Origin of the sequence: Wolbachia endosymbiont of Armadillidium vulgare str. wVulC (assembly GCF_001027565.1) — a bacterium.
Taxonomy (GTDB): Bacteria; Pseudomonadota; Alphaproteobacteria; order Rickettsiales; family Anaplasmataceae; genus Wolbachia.
Genome location: NZ_ALWU01000008.1, coordinates 147,820 through 166,597 on the forward strand (window position 1 = coordinate 147,820; position 18,778 = coordinate 166,597).

Sequence of the window (18,778 nt, forward strand, 5' to 3'; positions counted from 1 at the left end):
AAATAGACTGACTTTATGGTATATTGAAACCTATATTGGTGGAGGCAAGCGGGATCGAACCGCTGACCTTCTGCGTGCAAAACAGATGCTCTACCAGCTGAGCTATACCCCCACTTGCTTAAAGCATAAATCACTCAGGCTGAAATGCAAGAAATATTTATCTATTGCTAAATAGTTAACAGATTCTGCAGTTATGTATAATTCGCTATCTTTTTGTCTTTTCAGATTTGTAATCACTCTATAAGCCTTCCAAAATGAATCTGTAAATTGAAATTTAACAAGAAGTTTTCCTTCAAAAATTCTTAATTAAATTATCACTAACGCAGTATATTTATTTAACCACACATGAAAATTTTAGTTTGATTAAAATGGATAAAAACTATATTACTGTTTAGTACAGTTGAAAAATGAAATGATCCCGTAGCTCAGCCGGTAGAGCAACTGACTTTTAATCAGTGGGTCACGCGTTCGAATCGCGTCGGGATCACTCACAAATTTTGAAAAACATGCTAAAAGAACAAGACAAAATATTCACCAACCTAAATGGTAAAGAAACTCCACTACTTGAAGGTGCAAAAAAACGTGGTAGCTGGCAAAAAACAAAGGAGTTACTAGATTTAGGATCAGAAAAGATCATTGATAAAGTAAGAAAATCTGGCTTAAGAGGTCGAGGGGGTGCAGGATTTTCCACCGGCCTTAAGTGGAGCTTTATGCCTAAAAATCCTCCAAAAGCATATTTAGTAGTCAATGCAGATGAGTCAGAACCTGGTACATGTAAAGATAGAGATATATTGCGATATGAGCCACATAAGTTACTTGAGGGAATTCTCCTGGCCGGCAGAGCGGTCAGCGCATCAGTTGCGTATATTTATATCAGGGGTGAGTTTTATAAAGAATATTTAGTGCTAAAAAAGGCACTTGAGGAAGCCTATGAAGAAAATTTAATTGGAAAAAATGCCTGCAAATCAGGCTATGATCTTGATGTGTTTATCCATAGGGGTGCAGGAGCTTACATATGTGGGGAAGAAACAGCTCAACTCGAATCAATTGAAGGAAAAAAGGGCTTTCCTCGCGTGAAACCTCCATTTCCTGCAGGTGTTGGGCTTTTTGGCTGCCCAACCACAATAAACAACGTTGAAACTATAGCCATGGTTCCAGATATTCTGAATCACGGAGGAGAATGGTTTGCATCTCTTGGTAAACCAAATAATACTGGTACCAAGGTCTTTTGTATTTCAGGACACGTAAACAATCCGTGTAATGTTGAAGAAGAGCTCGGAATTCCACTACGTGAATTGATTGAAAAATACGCAGGTGGAGTGCGAGGAGGTTGGAATAATTTACTTGCTGTAATACCTGGTGGGTCTTCAGTGCCATTAATTCCAAAATCTATATGCGATACTATTGAAATGGATTTTGATTCATTAAAAGCTGCACAATCAGGGCTTGGTACTGCTGCTGTAATAGTGATGGATAAATCAACTGATATAATAGCTGCAATAGAGAGGTTATCACACTTTTATATGCATGAGTCCTGTGGCCAATGCACACCATGCCGTGAAGGTACTGGATGGATGTGGAGGATTACGAGAAGGATGGTAGCAGGAAATATTAAACTTGATGAAGTAGATAAGCTACTTGATCTTACAACTCAAATAGAAGGACATACAATTTGTGCACTTGGTGATGCTGCAGCTTGGCCGATTCAAGGATTAATCAGGCATTTTCGTTATATAATTGAAGAGAGAATAGTAACTTAACCTATACTTTTAAGTCGTTTTGCTACTTAGCAGCCAGAGCTAAAAAATATTGATTCCCTTCCCTTTTAGGTGTTAATTCTACCTTTGCAATGTCTTCAGTATCTCTAATTAATCGTTCTAATTTTTCCAACCCAACCTCAGTATTTGTAAGTTCTCTACCTCTAAACCTCATTGTGACTTTAATTTTATGTCCATGCGTAAGAAAATCCCTTGTTTGACGCAATTTTGTTTCGTAGTCGTGATCACCAATATTAGGACCCAGTTTAATTTCTTTTGTAGTTAATGCTTTTTGTTTCTTTTTTGCTTCACTTGCCTTCTTTTTTATATCATACTTTTGTTTACTATAGTCCAGTATTTTACATACTGGAGGAGTTGAATCAGGTGCAATTTCTACCAAATCTAAACCGACATTCTGAGCAGATGCCAAAGCTTGTTCTATTGGAACAATTCCGATCATTTCACCATTATGATCAACTAAGCGTACTTCCTTAGCTGTGATGAGTTCATTAATTCTGTTTTTATTGTTCTTTTTAACTTGCAAATTTTAACTCCCTTAACTCAAATCAATATTTTTTAATAACAATTCAGCAGCTTTTTCAAAAGACAAAGACTCCTGTTTTTTCGATCCCAAATTTCTCACTGACACAGTTTCGTTTGCAACTTCATTTTTGCCTATGATCCATAATATAGGAACCTTGTTTGAACTATGCAAGTGTATCTTATAACTAATTTTTTCATTGGTCAAATCAGTCTTGACTCTCACACCTTGTTCTTTTAAAATACTGCTAATTTCTGTGGCGTAACCGTCAGCCTCATTTGTAATGGTCAGAATAGCAAGCTGTGTTGGAGCAAGCCACAGTGGAAATTTTCCTGCATAATGCTCTATTAGAATTCCAATAAAACGTTCAAAAGCTCCAAGAATTGCTCTATGTATCATAACAGGGTGGTGCTTTTGCCCATCTGCTCCTATATAAAAAGCTCTGAGCCGCTCTGGTAAAATAAAATCAACCTGTAACGTACCACACTGCCAGCTTCTTCCTATTGCGTCCTTTAGAACAAATTCTAACTTGGGACCATAAAACGCACCTTCACCTGGACTTGGTTCATAACTTAAGCCCGCTTCTTTAACAGCTTCAAGCAGCGCTTTTTCAGCCCTATCCCACACTTCATCTGTTCCAGCTCTCACATCTGGACGGTCTGAAAATTTCACAGAAATTTCATTGAATCCAAGCTCTGAATATACTTCTTTTAAAAGGTCACAAAACTTTACAGTTTCAGAATTTACTTGTTCTTCCATACAAAAAATGTGTGCATCGTCTTGCGTAAAACCACGCACTCGCATCAGTCCGTGCAATGAACCTGAACTTTCATTCCTATGGCACATACCAAATTCTGCCATACGCATCGGTAAATCACGATAGCTTCTGGTGTGAGAATTAAAAATCTGCACATGACAGGGGCAATTCATGGGTTTTATTGCTAGCTTTTTACTTTCAGATTCATCAACAATAAACATATTTTCACGAAATTTATCCCAATGTCCTGACTTCTCCCACAGCTCTTTACTTACTAAAATAGGAGTTTTTACTTCAAAATAGCCATTACTTATCAATTTCTTTCTTATATAAGACTCAAGAACATTATATAAAGTATATCCCTGTTCATGCCAAAAAATCTGCCCAACAGCTTCTTCTTGAATGTGAAATAAGTCCATATCCTTGGCAATTTTGCGATGATCACGCTTTTCTGCTTCTTCCAACCGCGCTATATAAGCATTTAATTCATCTTTATTTCTCCATGCCGTTCCATATATGCGCTGCAACATGGGACCTTTCGAGTTACCACGCCAATATGCTCCTGCAACTTTCATAAGTTTAAACGCTTTAACTCTGCCAGTTGAAGGAGAGTGCGGACCACGGCATAGGTCTACAAAATCGCCTTGTCTATAAACAGTTAGGTTTTCACCCTCTGGTATGGATGAGATAATATCAATCTTATATTTTTCGCCTATGCTGCTAAAAAAGTCAATTGCTTGCTTACGAGTCCAAACTTCTCGGACGAATCTGTGGTTACTTTTTATAATTTCCTTCATTTTTTTTTCTATTGCAGCAAGATCGTCCGTGGTAAAGGCACGATCTGTAGCAAAATCATAGTAGAAACCATCCTGAATTGTTGGCCCAATAGTAATCTGAGTATTAGGAAAGAGTTCTTTCACTGCCTGAGCCATTATATGAGCAGCATCGTGTCTTATTACGTCCAAACCCACTTCGTCACTGAGCTGTATTACCTCTATCTCTGTGTCAGATTCAATTTCACGTGAGAGATCATATAACTCACCGTTTACTTTCAATGCAACTGCTTCTTTCAAAGCATCCGGTTGTAATATATCAAAGCCAGTAACTCTACCACTGTATTCTTTTACTTTTTGTTCGGTTGAAAAGGTAACTTTTATCATTCATCAGACCTTTTGTCATCCCAGTGCGTGACACTGGGATCCATGTTTCTTTTTTTTCTAGATTCCAGCGTCACGCGCTGGAATGACACCAAAAGGTGAGCTACTGATCTTTCACTTAAATAACAGCTGTACAAGAGATCTATTACATACTTGCTGTAAGAAGTTTTAATTGTTGACATACCTAGTTAATAATACGGCCTATTCTTTTTCAATCTGAGTGCAATTGCATCCTCCCAAATTTCACCATTACGCAATAATTTTTCCTTATTATACATTAACTCTTCTCTTGTTTCTGTGGCAAATTCAAAATTAGGGCCCTCAACAATTGCATCAACAGGACACGCTTCTTGACAAAGCCCGCAATATATACACTTTGTCATATCAATATCATAACGCGTAGTGCGGCGACTGCCATCTTCCCTTTCCTCTGCTTCAATAACTATTGCTTGGGCAGGACAAATAACCTCACATAATTTACAAGCTATGCATCGTTCTTCACCGTTTGGATACCTACGCAACGCATGCTCACCACGAAACCTTGGACTTAAAGGGCCCTTCTCCATAGGATACCTCAGTGTGACTTTCGGTTTGAACATGTATTTCAATGTGATAGCGAACCCTTTAATCAACTCTACAAAAGACCAATACCAAGCTAATTTCTTGAGCATAAAATGTTTAAAAGCTGCATTTATAATTATAATTCATATTATCAGTTTTCAAAATAAATATTTTCATCTGAGTGACCTTTACAGTTTTTTATATAATGTATTTATTAATATGATATTACTATAAACTAGCAAGATAGATAAAAATTTTGAATATTTTCAAATTAGGTATTTTGGTTTCTTAAATTGCTAAGTAGTTTATATGAATAATGACAAACACAAATGAAACTATTTTCGCTTTATCGACCGTATTGGGTAAGTCAGGAGTTGCAGTAATTAGAATTTCAGGCGAATACGCGCTTAAAGCTTTAAATCATTTTCATATTAAGAAAGAAATTAAACCAAGGCTTGCTACTTTAGTTGATCTATATGATGATTCCAATCAATTGATAGATAATGGAATAATCATCTATTTCCCTGCTCCAAACAGTTTCACTGGCGAGGACGTTATAGAGTTACAAGTACATGGAAGCAAGGCAGTCATAAAAATCATCTTGGAGGAATTATCGAAAATTTTTGCTATGGCCAGACCAGGAGAATTCTCACTTAGGGCTTTTCTAAATGGTAAATTTGATTTAACGCAAATAGAAGGGATTGCAGACTTAATTAATGCTGAGACGAAAATGCAAGCTAAACAAGCGATTAAGCAGATATCAGGAGAATTGGAGAGACTATACAGCAATTGGAGGCAAAGATTAATAACGATACAATCCAAAATCGAAGCATATATAGACTTTCCAGAGGACATTTGGGCAGAAAAAAGTGAATTGGAAAAAATTAATAATGAAGTGCAATCTCTCATGCAGTTGATACAAGAGCATTTAAATGATAATAGACGGGGCGAAAGGTTGCGTGAGGGTTTACACGTTGTAATAACTGGTGAACCAAATGTTGGTAAATCAACGCTGTTTAATTTCTTGGCCAAACGTGATATTGCTATTATTTCTGAATATGCAGGCACAACAAGGGATGTGCTTGAAGCTCATATTGACATTGGCGGATACCCAATCATTCTATCTGATACTGCTGGAATTCGTGAAAGTTCAGATCCAATAGAATCAGAAGGCATAAGTCGAGCAAAAAAGAGGTCTTTTGAAGCTGATTTAAGAATAGAACTGTTTCCTTTTGAACAACGTTATAATGTCAATTGCAACGTTGTAAATAGCGATACTATTTATGTATTGAGTAAAGCTGACGATGCAATTAATGAGAGAAATACACTGATTGGCGGTGTAGATTTTCTACCTATTTCTATTCTAAAGGGAATAGGTACAAACAAATTGATCTCTCTTATAAAAGAGAAGGCAGAGGAAAAATTTGGGCATGATAGAGACACTCCTGTAATTACTCGGCAAAGACATAGGGGTCACATGCAGAAGGCGCTAGAACATTTACAACGTTTTAATATCGATAATCCAATTGAGTTGATATCTGAAGATTTGAGGCTTGCTGCATTTGAACTTGGTGCAGTAATTGGGGTTATTAATGTTGAGGAAATATTGGATAGTGTGTTTAGCAGTTTTTGTATAGGTAAGTAAGATTTTTATAGATTGCTTGAAATTAAATATTGTGGTAGAAAAGAGGTGGACGGATGGCCGAGCGGTTTAAGGCACCAGTCTTGAAAACTGACGTACGGAAACGTACCATGGGTTCGAATCCCATTCCGTCCGCACTTACTTCTCAGACTCACGATGTTAGTTAATTTTTAGAGCTTATTTAGATGGTTCGTAGCGCTGTAAATCTTATCTAATCTAGCTACGTCTTTTTAAAATACATCCCTTTGTAAATTGACCTTATTAGCGAAGAAAGCTAATATCTATAAATAGATTACCATCTGAATATGGAAACTGATATAGTAATAATAGGTGCAGGACCTGTTGGAATATTCACTGCTTTTCAGGCAGGAATGCTTAATATGAAATGTCATATAATTGATATTTTGGATCAAGCAGGGGGGCAATGTACTGCTCTTTACCCAGAAAAGCCAATATACGATATACCTGGTTACCCTGTAATTACTGCTCAAAAATTAATCGAACAATTAATGAAGCAGGCTTCACAATTTAAGCCTATTTACCATTTAAATCAAAAAGTAGAAAAGATTTCGAATAACTGCAATCAAAGCTTTATTATCATAACTAATACAGGCACAGAGGTAAAATGTAAGGTTGTTATTGTTGCTGCAGGTAACGGAATGTTTGAACCTAACCGTCCACCCTTAAGTAGTATATTAGAATATGAAAATAAATCTGTATTTTACAGTGTAAATAAAATTTCTGATTTTCAGGACAAAACTATAGTCATTGCAGGGGGGGGTGATTCTGCAGCTGATTGGACTGTAGAACTCTCTAGAGTTGCAAAGAAAATTTATGTGATACATCGAAGAAAAGAATTTCGCTGCACTCCTGAAACTAGAAATAAATTAGAAACACTTGAAATTGATGGAAAAATAGAACTTGTAGTGCCATATCAATTACATGAACTAGCCGGAAATGACGGGCAGTTGATCGCAGTGATAGTAAAAAACATTGCCTCTAAGGAAGAAAAAGAAATATCCGCTGATTTTTTGCTGCCATTTTTTGGATTATCAATGAATCTTGGTCCAATAAACAATTGGGGTATACAGTTAGAACATAGCCGCATAGTTGTCGACCCAGCTACACTTAGAACCAGTAGAGATAGGATATATGCAATCGGAGATATAGCTACTTATTCAGGCAAACTCAAGTTGATACTAAATGGTTTTGCTGAGGGCGCAATGGCTTGTTATGACATATACAAAGTAATTCACAACTCTCCAGTTAACTTTCAATATTCAACTTCAAAGGGAATTCATGGAAATAAAGAGTAAGGACATCCATGAACCTGCATGCAGTTACCTCAAGCATAAGGGAATACAAACGAAAAAGATTACTTTACAAACCTCATCAGTCTCCTTATCATGACAATAAGAGTATTTATCCTTGTTTTTGGGCTCAACGACAAAATTCAGTAAAAAACTCAGATATTTATTGGCAAATTACATAAAATTATAGCGGCTGCATGTCTTTTTTATTTTTTCTACATTCAGCCAAAACGCGCTTATTTTAAGCGTTAGCACATTATTACAATGCCAATTTACATTATTATAGGGTCAAAACTCGTTACACGGGGGTTCTTTTGCCTTTTTTTCGCTTGGTAAATTTTTTAATATTTGTAGCTAAAGTAATTTTAGAGAGATGTTATGTAAGTAGCTGACACACAGCTGTACGAGCATTCATTTTTGAAGGTAAATTGCATAGCAAAGGTGTCATCCCAGTGCTTGACACTGGGATCCATCTCTTAATACAGCCTCATCAAAAATGTTGTGTTTTAACATAAAATTAGCTGCTTCTATGCTCATAAACTTAATATCCAATCAAATTTCCTGGATCCCAGTGTCAAGCACTGGGATGACAACAAAGAAGCTGACACCACCGTAAAGTAGATTTCAGTAACACTATAGGAGACTAATATGAACTTTTTAAAATTTATTGAACTATGCTTTCAAACGGTAATGCCAGGGTGTGAGTATAACAATTATCAGTATATAAAAATTATAGCAGACAGGCTTGAAGCAGCAGGCACTGGTGAAGTGAAGCGAATAATATTCAATATGCCTCCGCGCTCGATGAAGTCTATGTGCGTGAGTGTTGCATGGCCCGCATGGATACTAGGGAATCAGCCAACTGCAAGAATAATAGTTGCAAGCTATTCTCAGCGGCTTAGCGAAAAGCATTCACTCGACACCAGGTGCGTAATGCAGTCTAGTTGGTATAGAGCGCTATTTCCAGAGGTAGAACTATGCAAAGACCAAAACACTAAATACAAATTTCAAACAGTGCAGAGAGGATGCAGGATTGCAACATCTGTTGGTGGAACACTGACTGGTGAAGGTGGTGATTTTATCGTCGTGGATGATCCACTGAGTTCCTCTCAAGCTTTGAGTGGAACGTTTAGAAAACGTGCCACAAACTGGTTCGATCAGACTCTAATAACCAGGCTCAATGACAGGAAAAAAGGAGTTATCGTTGTTGTAATGCACAGACTACATCAGGAGGATTTAACCGGGCATCTTCTCTCCAAACCGAAAAATATATGGCATCATGTTTGTTTACCAATGATTTCTGAAAATAAGGAAATTATCTATTCAATCAAAAGATCAATTCTCCCTTCTCCTGTTCCTATTATTCAAGTAACTACAAATGAGTGCAAAAGCTCAACAGGCGCTACATCTTCAAGGATTTTATACTTAAAAAAGGAAGGTCAGCTGTTATATCCCCTCGATGTAGGAGAAATTGAAATGATGAAGGCTGAACTTGGGAGTTACGCTTTTGCTGCCCAATATCAACAAAATCCTCTGCCGCTTTCAAGTGGTATAATTAAGCAAGAATGGTTGAAACGCTATAGAAATTTTCCTGACAATCTCTCACATATAACTCAGAGCTGGGACACTGCAGTTTCAATAAACGATTCTAGTGGCTTTAGTGTCTGCACCACCTGGACAAAGGTGGATAATAAGTTTTATTTACTCAATGTGTACCGTGCAAAGGTTGAGTATCCAAAACTTAAAGAACAAGTTCTATCACTAGCTGCAAAGTGGAAGCCACACGCAATTTTAATTGAAGCAAAAACAAGCGGTCAACAATTGATTCAAGAGCTAAAGGCAATACCTGTTATCGAGATAGTGCCGCATAACAGTAAACTCGCTCGATTCCACCAGATTGTTCCGATAATAGAATCTGGCAAGGTTTTTCTGCCGCATCAAGCAATATGGCTCAGCGATTTTGAGTATGAATTTTTAATGTTTCCAGAAACTCGCCACGACGATCAAGTCGACAGCACTGTGCAATACCTCCAGTGGATGAGAGATAGTAGCTCGCGAGTTGCAGCTATACGAACATTGTGATTCAATTTGCTACCCACAATTTCGATTATAAGCTCATTTAAAATAAATATTTACTTTCTAGTATAATATGTAATAGTTGGATATTTTATTCTAGTTTAAGGATAAAGTTATGGCAAAAGGATATGAAACACTGAAAAAAGTACTGAGTATCATTAACGATAAGAGAGATTTAGATAAAGATAATATAATTGAGAAAATAGAAGAAGAACTAGAGAAAGAGGATCAAGATCTACATAAAGAGTGGATTGATAATAAATTTGATGTAAATCATGAATTTGCCTCAGATCATCCTAAATACTTAAAGTTTACGTTATCAAGGATAGCTGCTGAGGCAGGCTATACAGATATATTAGACGCTCTAATAGCATCAAGAGCAAACATTAGAGATAAGAGTGGAAAAGGTTGGACTCCTGTATTAAATTTAGCAGCTAAACATGGCCATATAGGAACAGTAGAAGCTTTATTAAAGATCGAAGGAATTAAAGTTGATGAAAGATACCGTCTTGCGAGTCAACAAAAAAATTATAAAAATTGTCCAAGCTGTATCATAAAATCCAAAAATTCTTCCAATCTATATTTCGTGTAGTGGTACGCAGATTATAGTTAGTGTATATGTTGATAAGTAAATTAATTTTATACGTACACAACAGCAGAAATTTACTTATCAACATATACACTAACCAACAATATTCAATAAATTTGTGTAAGGTACTGTTTTACATAAGATATATTGGAAGAATTTTTGGACTTTAAGCTTCAATCAACCTCATAGCCCTGTAGTTTTTGATATGATCTGGATCAAAAGCTTTTCTTGAACTTAAAACACCAAAAACAATATGAAGTAACTTACGCATTGAAGCTCCCACAACAGCCATATTATGTTTGCCTTTCTCTTTTAACCTCTCGCAAAAAGTCATAATGATAGGGTTGTGATTCTTAGCTACTATAGCAGGAAAATACATCGCCTTACGTAATGTTCGTGAACCTGATTTACTCAATCTAGTCTTGGCATGCACAGATGAACCTGATGTTATATTTTTTGGTATGGTTCCTGCATATGCTGCCAATTGCCTTGCATTTATGAAAGCCTTTATATCAGGAATTTCAGCTAAAATAGCTATTGCTGATTCCTCTCCTATTCCTGGAATAGTTAATAAGAGTTGAAAATCTTCCAACAATTCTTTGTGTTGTTTTAATAGTTCACGTATGGAGTTTTTTATTGTTTCTATTGATTGCTCTATACTCGTTGCAAGGTTTTCCCAAACATTTACAACTTCTTCAGGCAGTCTCTCTTTCTTTTCTAAATGATTGTTTACTAATGCTAGCTCATTCTTTAACGCATCTGAGCAACGATAAAGATGTTTTAGTTTTTTCTTTTCAGGGGAAGGTGGTGTCCAACGAGAAGGTTCCTGTCTCTGACAATAATCTGCAATAATTTCTGCATCAGACTGGTCATTCTTCTGCCGTGCAAGCTTACTTTTTGCATAAAAGCTTATGCAAGCTGGGTTCACAACACTAACAAAATATCCAGCGTTGTGAAGGAATTCAGCCAAAGCTTCGCCATAACAACCAGTGAATTCCATACAGGCTTTTACTTCTTCTACATTATGTTTTTGTAAAAAGCTCAGCAGACCTTGAAACCCAATATCATCGTTTTTAAATTTTCTTTTCCTTGCTTCACGTCTTCCTTTTTTACTTATGAATGAGAGAGAAACATCAAAGTGTTCTTTTGAAATGTCTATACCTAAAAAGTTGTTGATCATATATAACCCCATACGTTACCATTTAAAATGAAAAGTAAGGCTTACCTTGTGAATACAGAATTAGAACCATTTAGGTTTTTCTACGATACCGTCCAGCCTCTACTTTTGAGAAGGGAACTCTTAATCTTTCATGCAGATTTTATATCTAGGAATGAACGCAGAATTTTTCCCTTCTCCACCTAATGCTTAAGCTTAAAACATCAGATGCTTTTTTCAAGATACAAGGAATGAATATGGGTTTACCCCATTACACAATGCTGTTCATAAAGATCATAAAGAGATAGTAGAGTTTTTAATCCAAGCAGGAGCAAATGTTGATGTGCAACATTTATATGGAACTCCTTTACATTATGCTGTTTCTTATTGTCGCAAAGAGACAGTAGAGGTTTTACTCGAAAAAGGAGCAAATGTTAATGCAGTAAATACACATGGAATGACTCCTTTAGATTATGCTAAGGGTCAAAACGTAGAAGTTCTATTAAAGGCAGGAGGACGTTCTTTTGTGAAAGCATTTAATAGAGGGGTTGCTGCCGCTGTAGAAACTGCATTATTAGTTGCTGCTATAGCAGCGGTGCTTTTCGCAACTGGGACAATTGCGATACCTATAGCTATAGCAGTGGTTGCAGTTATAGCACTAGCAGTTGGTGGTGCTACATATATGATGTTAAAGCCTGATACTCAAGTTGATAAACCAATCTTAACAAATGGACAGCAAGAAGCTGCTAGCGCTAGTAGGGTTGCCTAGCGCGTATTCGACCTACCAGTGTCAAACACTGATCATAGGGAATGACATTTTACAGGGGCACTGGAATAACGTAGGAGAGAGCGCTGACAACTTTCGTTTAGGCAAGATTATATCTTGAAAAAATTAAGTTTTAGTGCTATTAAATATTGTAACTTCTATGCTGGAATCTGACTATGAATGTGGAAAAAATACACAGCACTAAAATAAAATTACCAATATTTCTTGATTATCAATCTACTACTAAAGTGGATCCCCGCATTTTAGAGGTGATGATACCTTATTTTGGTGAGTTTTGTAATGCACACTCTCGTAGCCATTCATTTGGTTGGACAGCTGAGGACGCAGTAGAAAGAGCAAGGAAGCACATCGCTGACTTGGTGAGCGCAGACAGCAAAGAAATCGTCTTTACCTCAGGTGCAACTGAGTCAAATAACATGGCAATCAAAGGCGTTGCTCACTTTTATAAAAATAAAGGAGATCATATAATAACTGTCTGCACAGAGCATAAGTGCGTTTTAGATTCTTGTCGACATCTGGAAAATGAAGGCTTTAAAGTTACATATTTGTCCGTTAAGCAAAACGGAATTATAGATTTGTTGAAACTTGAAGAGGCAATCACTGATAAAACAATTCTAATTTCAGTGATGATGGCGAATAATGAAATCGGAGTAATGCAACCTGTCAAAGAAATTGGCGCAATATGTAGAAAGTATAATATATTTTTTCATACAGACGCTGCTCAAAGCTTTGGAAAAGTTCCAATAGACGTAAATGAAATGAACATTGATCTTATGAGCCTTTCTAGCCATAAAATTTATGGACCTATGGGAATAGGTGCATTATATGTTCGTAGAAAAAATCCTCGAGTTAGATTGACACCACTAATTAGTGGTGGTGGACAGGAGAGAGGCATGCGCTCTGGTACAGTTCCAACTCCCCTCGCAGTTGGTTTTGGTGAAGCGGCACGTATCGCTAAAGAAGAAATGGAAACAGAAGCAAGCAAATTAGAAGAACTGAGAGATATTTTGTACAACAAAATAAAAGAAGCATTTCCTGATGTTGTTTTAAATGGTGACTACGAAAATAGAATTCCAGGTAACCTTAACTTAAGTTTTCCTTATGTTGAGGGTGAGTCTCTTATCATGGCAATCAAGGATTTAGCAGTAAGCTCTGGTTCTGCATGCACATCTGCATCCCTTGAGCCTTCTTATGTCATAAGATCACTAAACAATGGCCACGATCTTGAGCATTCATCAATTAGATTTGGCCTTGGCCGATTTACAACTAAAGATGAAGTTCTATATGCAGCAGATCTTGTTACTAAAAATGTTGGACGGCTAAGAGAGATGAGCCCACTTTTGGAAATGGTACAAGAGGGAATAGATTTAAGCACCGTAAAATGGGATTCTCATTGAAGAATAAGACGTTAACCATTAGCAGAGTGATGGTTGTCTAAGCTCTTTCTATGGGTGAAATCGGAAACTTAGCTTTAAGTCCTTTGTAGATGCCACGGAACTAAGTAGCAATCCTATACATATTAAGCTCGCAGCAGTTGTGCTTCCGCCATAGGATAGAAATGGAAGTGGGTCACCTATTATAGGTAATAGGCCTATTGTCATTCCAATGTTTATAAAGAAATGAGCACCAAAAAAGGCAAAAATCCCGATAGATGTTAACTTAGAAAAATAATTTTTTGACCTGTAAGCGATAGAGAATATTATAGCGAGCAATGTGGTATAGAGTAAAATCAAAGTCATGCTGCCTAAAAAACCCCATTCTTCGCTCAGCACTGCAAAAGCAAAATCTGTACGCTTTTCTGGCAAAAATCCAAGTTGAGTTTGACTTCCGTTAACAAAGCCCTTACCAAACAAACCTCCTGAACCAATAGTTATTTGAGATTGCTGTGCATTATAACCTATTCCAAGTGGATCCACTGATGAATCCAAAAACGATAATATCCTTTGCTTGTGATAAGGGCGCAAAAAAGGCCAAATAGCTGGTATTGCAAAAATGCCAAGCGTTCCAAAAATTATTAAATGAGATCTTTCCATTATTGCTGTGAATATAATTGATGCTCCTATAAACAACATTATCACAGCTGTGCCTAAATTAGGTTGCTTCAACACCAGGAATACAGGTAAGAAAATAATTATAAGTGGCTTAAATAAGCTTTGAAATTCCATCATTTTATACACACTTCGTTTATTAAAATAACAAGCAAGTGCAAGTATTAAGCCCACTTTTGCAAATTCTGATGGTTGCAAACTAATTGAACCAATTCTTATCCACCTCGTAGCACCCATTATGTGCGAACCAAAAAAATTTACTATTAATAACAAAATTACTGTTGCTATATAAAAAAAATAAGCGCGCTTCAAATAAAAATCTAGTTCTATAAATGACATAGCTATAGCAAGCAAAAAAAAGAAAGAGAATATGACCAATTGATGAATTGCAAATGGAGCCCACTTTCCTCCAGCAGAAGAATATTGAACAACAATGCCAACGCAAAACAGAGCTATTACGTTAATGACTAGTAATAAGTGAATCTTCTTTAGCTTATCCACAGCGAAAACTTTACAGACTTTGAGGTATAATAAAACATAAGAAAATCAAAAAGCAAATTTATCAATCACTAATCGAATTAGATTGCTATATATCCCAGTTATTACCGTTAAAGTTGCCATAAACAATGGGCAAAAGAGCATAAGGAATGGCACCTCGTTAAGTGTCACTCCAACGTTTGATTCTGTACTGTTTTCAAAATACATTTTCTCAACCATTTTCCACATGTATACTAGTGCAAAAAAAGAGCCAACAGCAAAAACCATCAGAGAGACCCATGCATGAGATTCGACAATTGCTTTCATCATATACCACTTACTTACAAAGCCATTTGTCAAAGGTACACCGATTAATGCCAAACTAAGTAGAGTAAATGCAAGTGTTGTATAAGGCATTGACTTTTTTAGTCCTGATAAATTTTCTATTTTTGTCATACCAAACTTATAAGAAATACACCCTGCAATCATGAATAAAGACGTTTTTATCATACTGTGGTTAACTATATGAAAAACTGCTGCAAATAAACCTGCTTTTGAATTTAAACCCAGCATTAAAATTATATAGCCAATCTGACTGATACTGGAATGAGCAAGTAGTCTTTTTATATCTTTTTCGATTATTGCAAATATTGACCCAAATACAATAGCACAAAGCGCAAGAATGATCATCACATCGCTTAGTGGTAAGAAAAAATTTTGCTGGAAAACAGTATAAAAGATTCTGATAAAAACATATATCATCACTTTTGTCACTGTGCCTGAAAAGAATATGCTAATGAAACTAGGTGCTTCGCTGTAAGCATTAACCAGCCATTTGCTGAGTGGAAACAGTGCCATCTTGATTGAGAGACCAACAAAAATGAACAATGTACCAAGTTTTATGATGTTATTATCATATAATGGCACTATCCTTTCAGCCATGTCAGACATGTTGAGCGTTCCTGTCATGGAGTACAAAAGCCCGATGCCAAACAAGTAAAATGTTGCTCCCACAGTACCACTAATTAGATATTCAAATGCTGCAACTAGGGCTTTCTTATCCCTTCCCATTGAAACTAGGACATAGGAAGAAAGAGATGAAATTTCTAAAAAGACATAAAGGTTGAATATATCATTTGTTACTAAAATCCCAAGTAGTCCACTTAAGCACAGTAAAAATAGAGAATAAAAACCAGTGATTTTGTTTTCGCTAATCTCTTTTTCATTAATATGAAAGCTATAAAGCACACTAATTAATGCTATAAAATTCACCAAAGTTAGAATCAAGGAGTTTAATACGTCGATTCTTAACTCTATTCCATACGGAGGAGCCCAATCTCCAAGGTAATAAGTTATAATTTCACCATTGTATGTTTTTATGAGCAGCATCAATGAGATCAAAAAAGTAGCTGTTGTTGCGGTAAAAGAAATAAACCAAGATATCTTGTGCCTCTTGGCAAGAAAGCAAAACATTGACGCAATTATTGGTATAATCACTTGTAGAATTGGTAATTGCATTAAACTGTTGTTAATACATCGTTAAAGTATTAGTATATATAATACTTTTTGTTTTAATACCTTTATGTTATCTAAAATTTATAATGCAGTAACAAACCTATTACGAAGAAAAGGTAAACTTATAGGGGGGGACGAAAACGGAAATTCTTACTATGAATCAAGTAAAGGAAAAAGATGGGTGACATACGGAAATATTTCTGAGCCAACAACAATTTCTCCAGAATGGCATATATGGCTGCATTATACCGATAATGCAGTACCAGTTAACAATAAAAAGAGAAAAATTCCTAATTTAACGGGTACAAAAGATGCATACTACCCAAACCAAAAGGTGAAAAACTACTATGAAAGCTGGAATCCTAATAACTGAAGATGCAAAGGTCAAATATACTTGAAATAACTGCTGGGTCATTTGTATTAATTTTCACTATTTTTCTTATCTTCTTTGCCATTGACAAGCTATCTTACATAAAGAAAAATTATAAGGATTGCTATAAAATACATGGCCTTTTTACTGATGCTAACGGTGTAGGAGTCGGCGATAGCGTTAAAATTTCCGGCGTAGGTGTTGGAAGCATAACTGGTGTATCACTTGATAAAGCTACCTACATAGCGCGAATCGATATGTGCATAAGCAGAGATATAAAATTGCCAGTTGATAGCTCAGCTCTAATCACTAGCAGTGGAGTTGTTGGCAGTAAGTTTGTTAATATAACACCTGGCGCAGATCCCAAATTAATTTCACACGGTGGTAAGATAGTGCATACTCAAGCTGAAGCAAATATGGGAGGAATAATGGATAAAATTATTGGTATGTTTACGAAGTGAAAATGGCAGAATTCCAAGTTTATCCGTTCAGTTGAAGCCTCCTGTAGTTCTAAAGTATTCAAAGCGTCTGCCTGATTTCTTGCTTTTTTTACCCCTTACTAACCTATAATTGGGCTTTATAGTATAGCTTAATGGTTGCAGTACATGTCTATCAATGGTAAAATGAAGATTAATTTATTTTGATATTATGATTGGTTTACTGTTTGCCGTACTGTTGTTCTTTTGTGGTGGTGATGCACTTGCAAAACAGGAGCCACGCTCAATAGCCGGTGATAATCACATAAAGGTAATGAATTATAATCCACAAGCTGTACATAAGTATACGGGTTTTTATGGTTATCAATCCAGTATATTGTTTGAACCAGGGGAAGTAATACAAAATCTTTCAATGGGTGATGCAACTGGTTGGCAACTCCTTCCTCAAGGTAATAGATTATTTATTAAGCCTATAGACGATATTGCCGATACTAATGCAACTATAATTACCAATAAAAGAGTTTATTACTTTGAGTTTCACGCTGAGGAAGCAACTGGATTAGATGATCCAAGATTAGCATATGAAGTAAGGTTTCTTTATCCACTATTCAACAGTGATGAGATTTATTCAACGAGTAACGGTAATATTCTAGAGCAAGCTAGTCATACCATTATTCCTGATATAAATGATATTGAAGTTATAAAGAAGGGCTTAAATTTTAACTATTCAATCTCGCATGTTAAAGGCAGTCAGTCAATAACACCAATCAAGGTTTTTGATGACGGAAAATTTACATATCTACAATTTAATAAAATAAACTCTGATCTCCCGGCAGTTTTTATGGTTGATTCTGCAGGGTATGAGTCTTTGATCAATTTCCGTACAGTTGATGACTATCTGATAATCGAAAGAGTAAGTTCAGTATTTACCTTAAGGAATGGATCAAGTACAGTTTGCCTATTTAATGAAAGCATGCCTTTCAAAAAAGGTAAATGATTAAAATGCCCGAGATATGGGTGCAAAATTTTTTCTATGGTGTTTCGTAATTCCATAAAGACTAATAGCATTAAGGTGCTCTTTTGTTCCATATCCTTTATTTTTATACCAGTTATATTTGGGATGTTTATTGTGCAACTCTTCCATAAGCCGATCTCTTGTAACTTTTGCAATGATTGAAGCAGCGGCAATTGATATACTCAAACTATCACCATTCACTATAGATTTTACTTGCCATTTCACTTCAGGTGGTTGATTACCATCAACTAGCACATAATCTAATTCTAGATCCAAATTCACCAGTGCACGTTTCATTGAAAGCTTTGTTGCTTGCAAGATATTGTATGAGTTTATTTCTTCTACGCTTGCCATTCCTATACCAAATTTTGCAACAGATGTTATTTTTTCATATAGGACTTGCCTACACTTAGGAGTCAATTTTTTCGAGTCGTTGATTCCATCAATAATTGTATTTCTATCGATAAACACTACAGCTGCAGATACCACTGGACCAGCAAGCGGACCTCTTCCAACTTCATCTACTCCTGCTATAATGCCTGATAATGTATTTTCTAATGTAAAATCTGGATATTTCATAATT

Annotated in this window: 17 protein-coding genes and 3 tRNA genes; 12 read left to right on the plus strand and 8 right to left on the minus strand. The window is 36.1% G+C overall.

The window, feature by feature from the left end:
• Positions 1 to 36: 36 nt before the first annotated feature.
• A tRNA-Ala gene (locus tag wVul_RS05305) sits at positions 37 to 112 on the minus strand.
• 302 nt (positions 113 to 414) lie between these two features.
• Between wVul_RS05305 and wVul_RS05310 the strand changes: the two genes are divergently transcribed.
• Together wVul_RS05310 and nuoF are read left to right on the plus strand one after the other, a co-directional pair.
• Positions 415 to 487: transfer RNA gene (locus tag wVul_RS05310), tRNA-Lys, on the plus strand.
• A 19-nt stretch (positions 488 to 506) separates the two neighbouring features.
• Positions 507 to 1,760: an NADH-quinone oxidoreductase subunit NuoF gene (nuoF, locus tag wVul_RS05315; protein ID WP_047759496.1), complete on the plus strand. Its 1,254-nt coding sequence runs from the start codon at positions 507 to 509 to the stop codon at positions 1,758 to 1,760.
• 22 nt (positions 1,761 to 1,782) lie between these two features.
• On the opposite strand, the gene infC is transcribed toward nuoF, so the two are convergent.
• The 3 genes from infC to nuoI form a co-directional block, all read right to left on the minus strand.
• Positions 1,783 to 2,301 (minus strand): translation initiation factor IF-3, encoded by a 519-nt coding sequence (gene infC / locus wVul_RS05320; RefSeq protein WP_047759472.1) that lies wholly within the window; start codon positions 2,299 to 2,301, stop codon positions 1,783 to 1,785.
• Between the two features lie 12 nt (positions 2,302 to 2,313).
• On the minus strand, positions 2,314 to 4,215 hold the full coding sequence (gene thrS, locus wVul_RS05325; RefSeq protein ID WP_047759473.1) for a threonine--tRNA ligase: 1,902 nt from the start codon (positions 4,213 to 4,215) through the stop codon (positions 2,314 to 2,316).
• A gap of 185 nt (positions 4,216 to 4,400) precedes the next feature.
• Positions 4,401 to 4,883, minus strand: coding sequence for an NADH-quinone oxidoreductase subunit NuoI (gene nuoI, locus wVul_RS05330; protein WP_047759474.1), 483 nt, complete (start codon positions 4,881 to 4,883; stop codon positions 4,401 to 4,403).
• A 206-nt stretch (positions 4,884 to 5,089) separates the two neighbouring features.
• On the opposite strand from nuoI, the gene mnmE reads away from it, so the two are divergent.
• From mnmE to wVul_RS05355, 5 genes are all read left to right on the plus strand, one after another.
• Positions 5,090 to 6,418 (plus strand): tRNA uridine-5-carboxymethylaminomethyl(34) synthesis GTPase MnmE, encoded by a 1,329-nt coding sequence (gene mnmE, locus wVul_RS05335; RefSeq protein ID WP_047759475.1) that lies wholly within the window; start codon positions 5,090 to 5,092, stop codon positions 6,416 to 6,418.
• 47 nt (positions 6,419 to 6,465) lie between these two features.
• Positions 6,466 to 6,550, plus strand: a tRNA-Ser gene (locus wVul_RS05340).
• A 170-nt stretch (positions 6,551 to 6,720) separates the two neighbouring features.
• A complete protein-coding gene (locus tag wVul_RS05345) occupies positions 6,721 to 7,731 on the plus strand; it encodes an NAD(P)/FAD-dependent oxidoreductase (protein ID WP_047759476.1) in 1,011 nt (336 codons plus the stop codon).
• A gap of 642 nt (positions 7,732 to 8,373) precedes the next feature.
• Positions 8,374 to 9,807, plus strand: coding sequence for a phage terminase large subunit (gene terL, locus wVul_RS05350; RefSeq protein WP_047759477.1), 1,434 nt, complete (start codon positions 8,374 to 8,376; stop codon positions 9,805 to 9,807).
• A 109-nt stretch (positions 9,808 to 9,916) separates the two neighbouring features.
• Complete coding sequence (locus tag wVul_RS05355) at positions 9,917 to 10,393, plus strand: ankyrin repeat domain-containing protein (protein WP_153295607.1); 477 nt, start codon at positions 9,917 to 9,919, stop codon at positions 10,391 to 10,393.
• 163 nt (positions 10,394 to 10,556) lie between these two features.
• Here wVul_RS05355 and wVul_RS05360 read toward each other — a convergent pair whose 3' ends face one another.
• On the minus strand, positions 10,557 to 11,570 hold the full coding sequence (locus tag wVul_RS05360) for an IS110 family RNA-guided transposase (RefSeq protein WP_047759358.1): 1,014 nt from the start codon (positions 11,568 to 11,570) through the stop codon (positions 10,557 to 10,559).
• A gap of 199 nt (positions 11,571 to 11,769) precedes the next feature.
• Between wVul_RS05360 and wVul_RS05365 the strand changes: the two genes are divergently transcribed.
• Both wVul_RS05365 and wVul_RS05370 read left to right on the plus strand, forming a co-directional pair.
• The gene (locus tag wVul_RS05365; protein ID WP_153295609.1) at positions 11,770 to 12,315 is read left to right on the plus strand and encodes an ankyrin repeat domain-containing protein; all 546 of its coding nucleotides are present in this window, start codon (positions 11,770 to 11,772) and stop codon (positions 12,313 to 12,315) included.
• 173 nt (positions 12,316 to 12,488) lie between these two features.
• Positions 12,489 to 13,730 carry an IscS subfamily cysteine desulfurase gene (locus wVul_RS05370; RefSeq protein WP_047759478.1) on the plus strand — a complete coding sequence of 414 codons (1,242 nt, stop codon included), beginning with the start codon at positions 12,489 to 12,491 and terminating at the stop codon, positions 13,728 to 13,730.
• A gap of 48 nt (positions 13,731 to 13,778) precedes the next feature.
• Here wVul_RS05370 and rodA read toward each other — a convergent pair whose 3' ends face one another.
• A complete protein-coding gene (rodA, locus tag wVul_RS05375) occupies positions 13,779 to 14,882 on the minus strand; it encodes a rod shape-determining protein RodA (protein WP_047759479.1) in 1,104 nt (367 codons plus the stop codon).
• Between the two features lie 45 nt (positions 14,883 to 14,927).
• Positions 14,928 to 16,376: a proton-conducting transporter transmembrane domain-containing protein gene (locus wVul_RS05380; RefSeq protein ID WP_047759480.1), complete on the minus strand. Its 1,449-nt coding sequence runs from the start codon at positions 16,374 to 16,376 to the stop codon at positions 14,928 to 14,930.
• Positions 16,377 to 16,440: 64 nt separating this feature from the next.
• Here wVul_RS05380 and wVul_RS05385 point away from each other — a divergent pair, with 64 nt between their 5' ends.
• The 3 genes from wVul_RS05385 (at position 16,441) to virB9 (ending at position 18,177) form a co-directional block, all read left to right on the plus strand.
• Positions 16,441 to 16,746: an NADH-ubiquinone oxidoreductase subunit NDUFA12 family protein gene (locus wVul_RS05385; protein ID WP_047759481.1), complete on the plus strand. Its 306-nt coding sequence runs from the start codon at positions 16,441 to 16,443 to the stop codon at positions 16,744 to 16,746.
• 2 nt (positions 16,747 to 16,748) lie between these two features.
• Entirely contained in the window at positions 16,749 to 17,204 is a 456-nt protein-coding gene (gene mlaD, locus wVul_RS05390; protein WP_047759482.1) for an outer membrane lipid asymmetry maintenance protein MlaD, read from the plus strand.
• 187 nt (positions 17,205 to 17,391) lie between these two features.
• Positions 17,392 to 18,177, plus strand: a complete 786-nt coding sequence (gene virB9 / locus wVul_RS05395; protein ID WP_047759483.1) for a P-type conjugative transfer protein VirB9 — start codon at positions 17,392 to 17,394, stop codon at positions 18,175 to 18,177.
• Here virB9 and wVul_RS05400 read toward each other — a convergent pair whose 3' ends face one another.
• Entirely contained in the window at positions 18,178 to 18,774 is a 597-nt protein-coding gene (locus tag wVul_RS05400) for a ribonuclease HII (protein ID WP_047759484.1), read from the minus strand.
• Positions 18,775 to 18,778 lie beyond the last annotated feature (4 nt).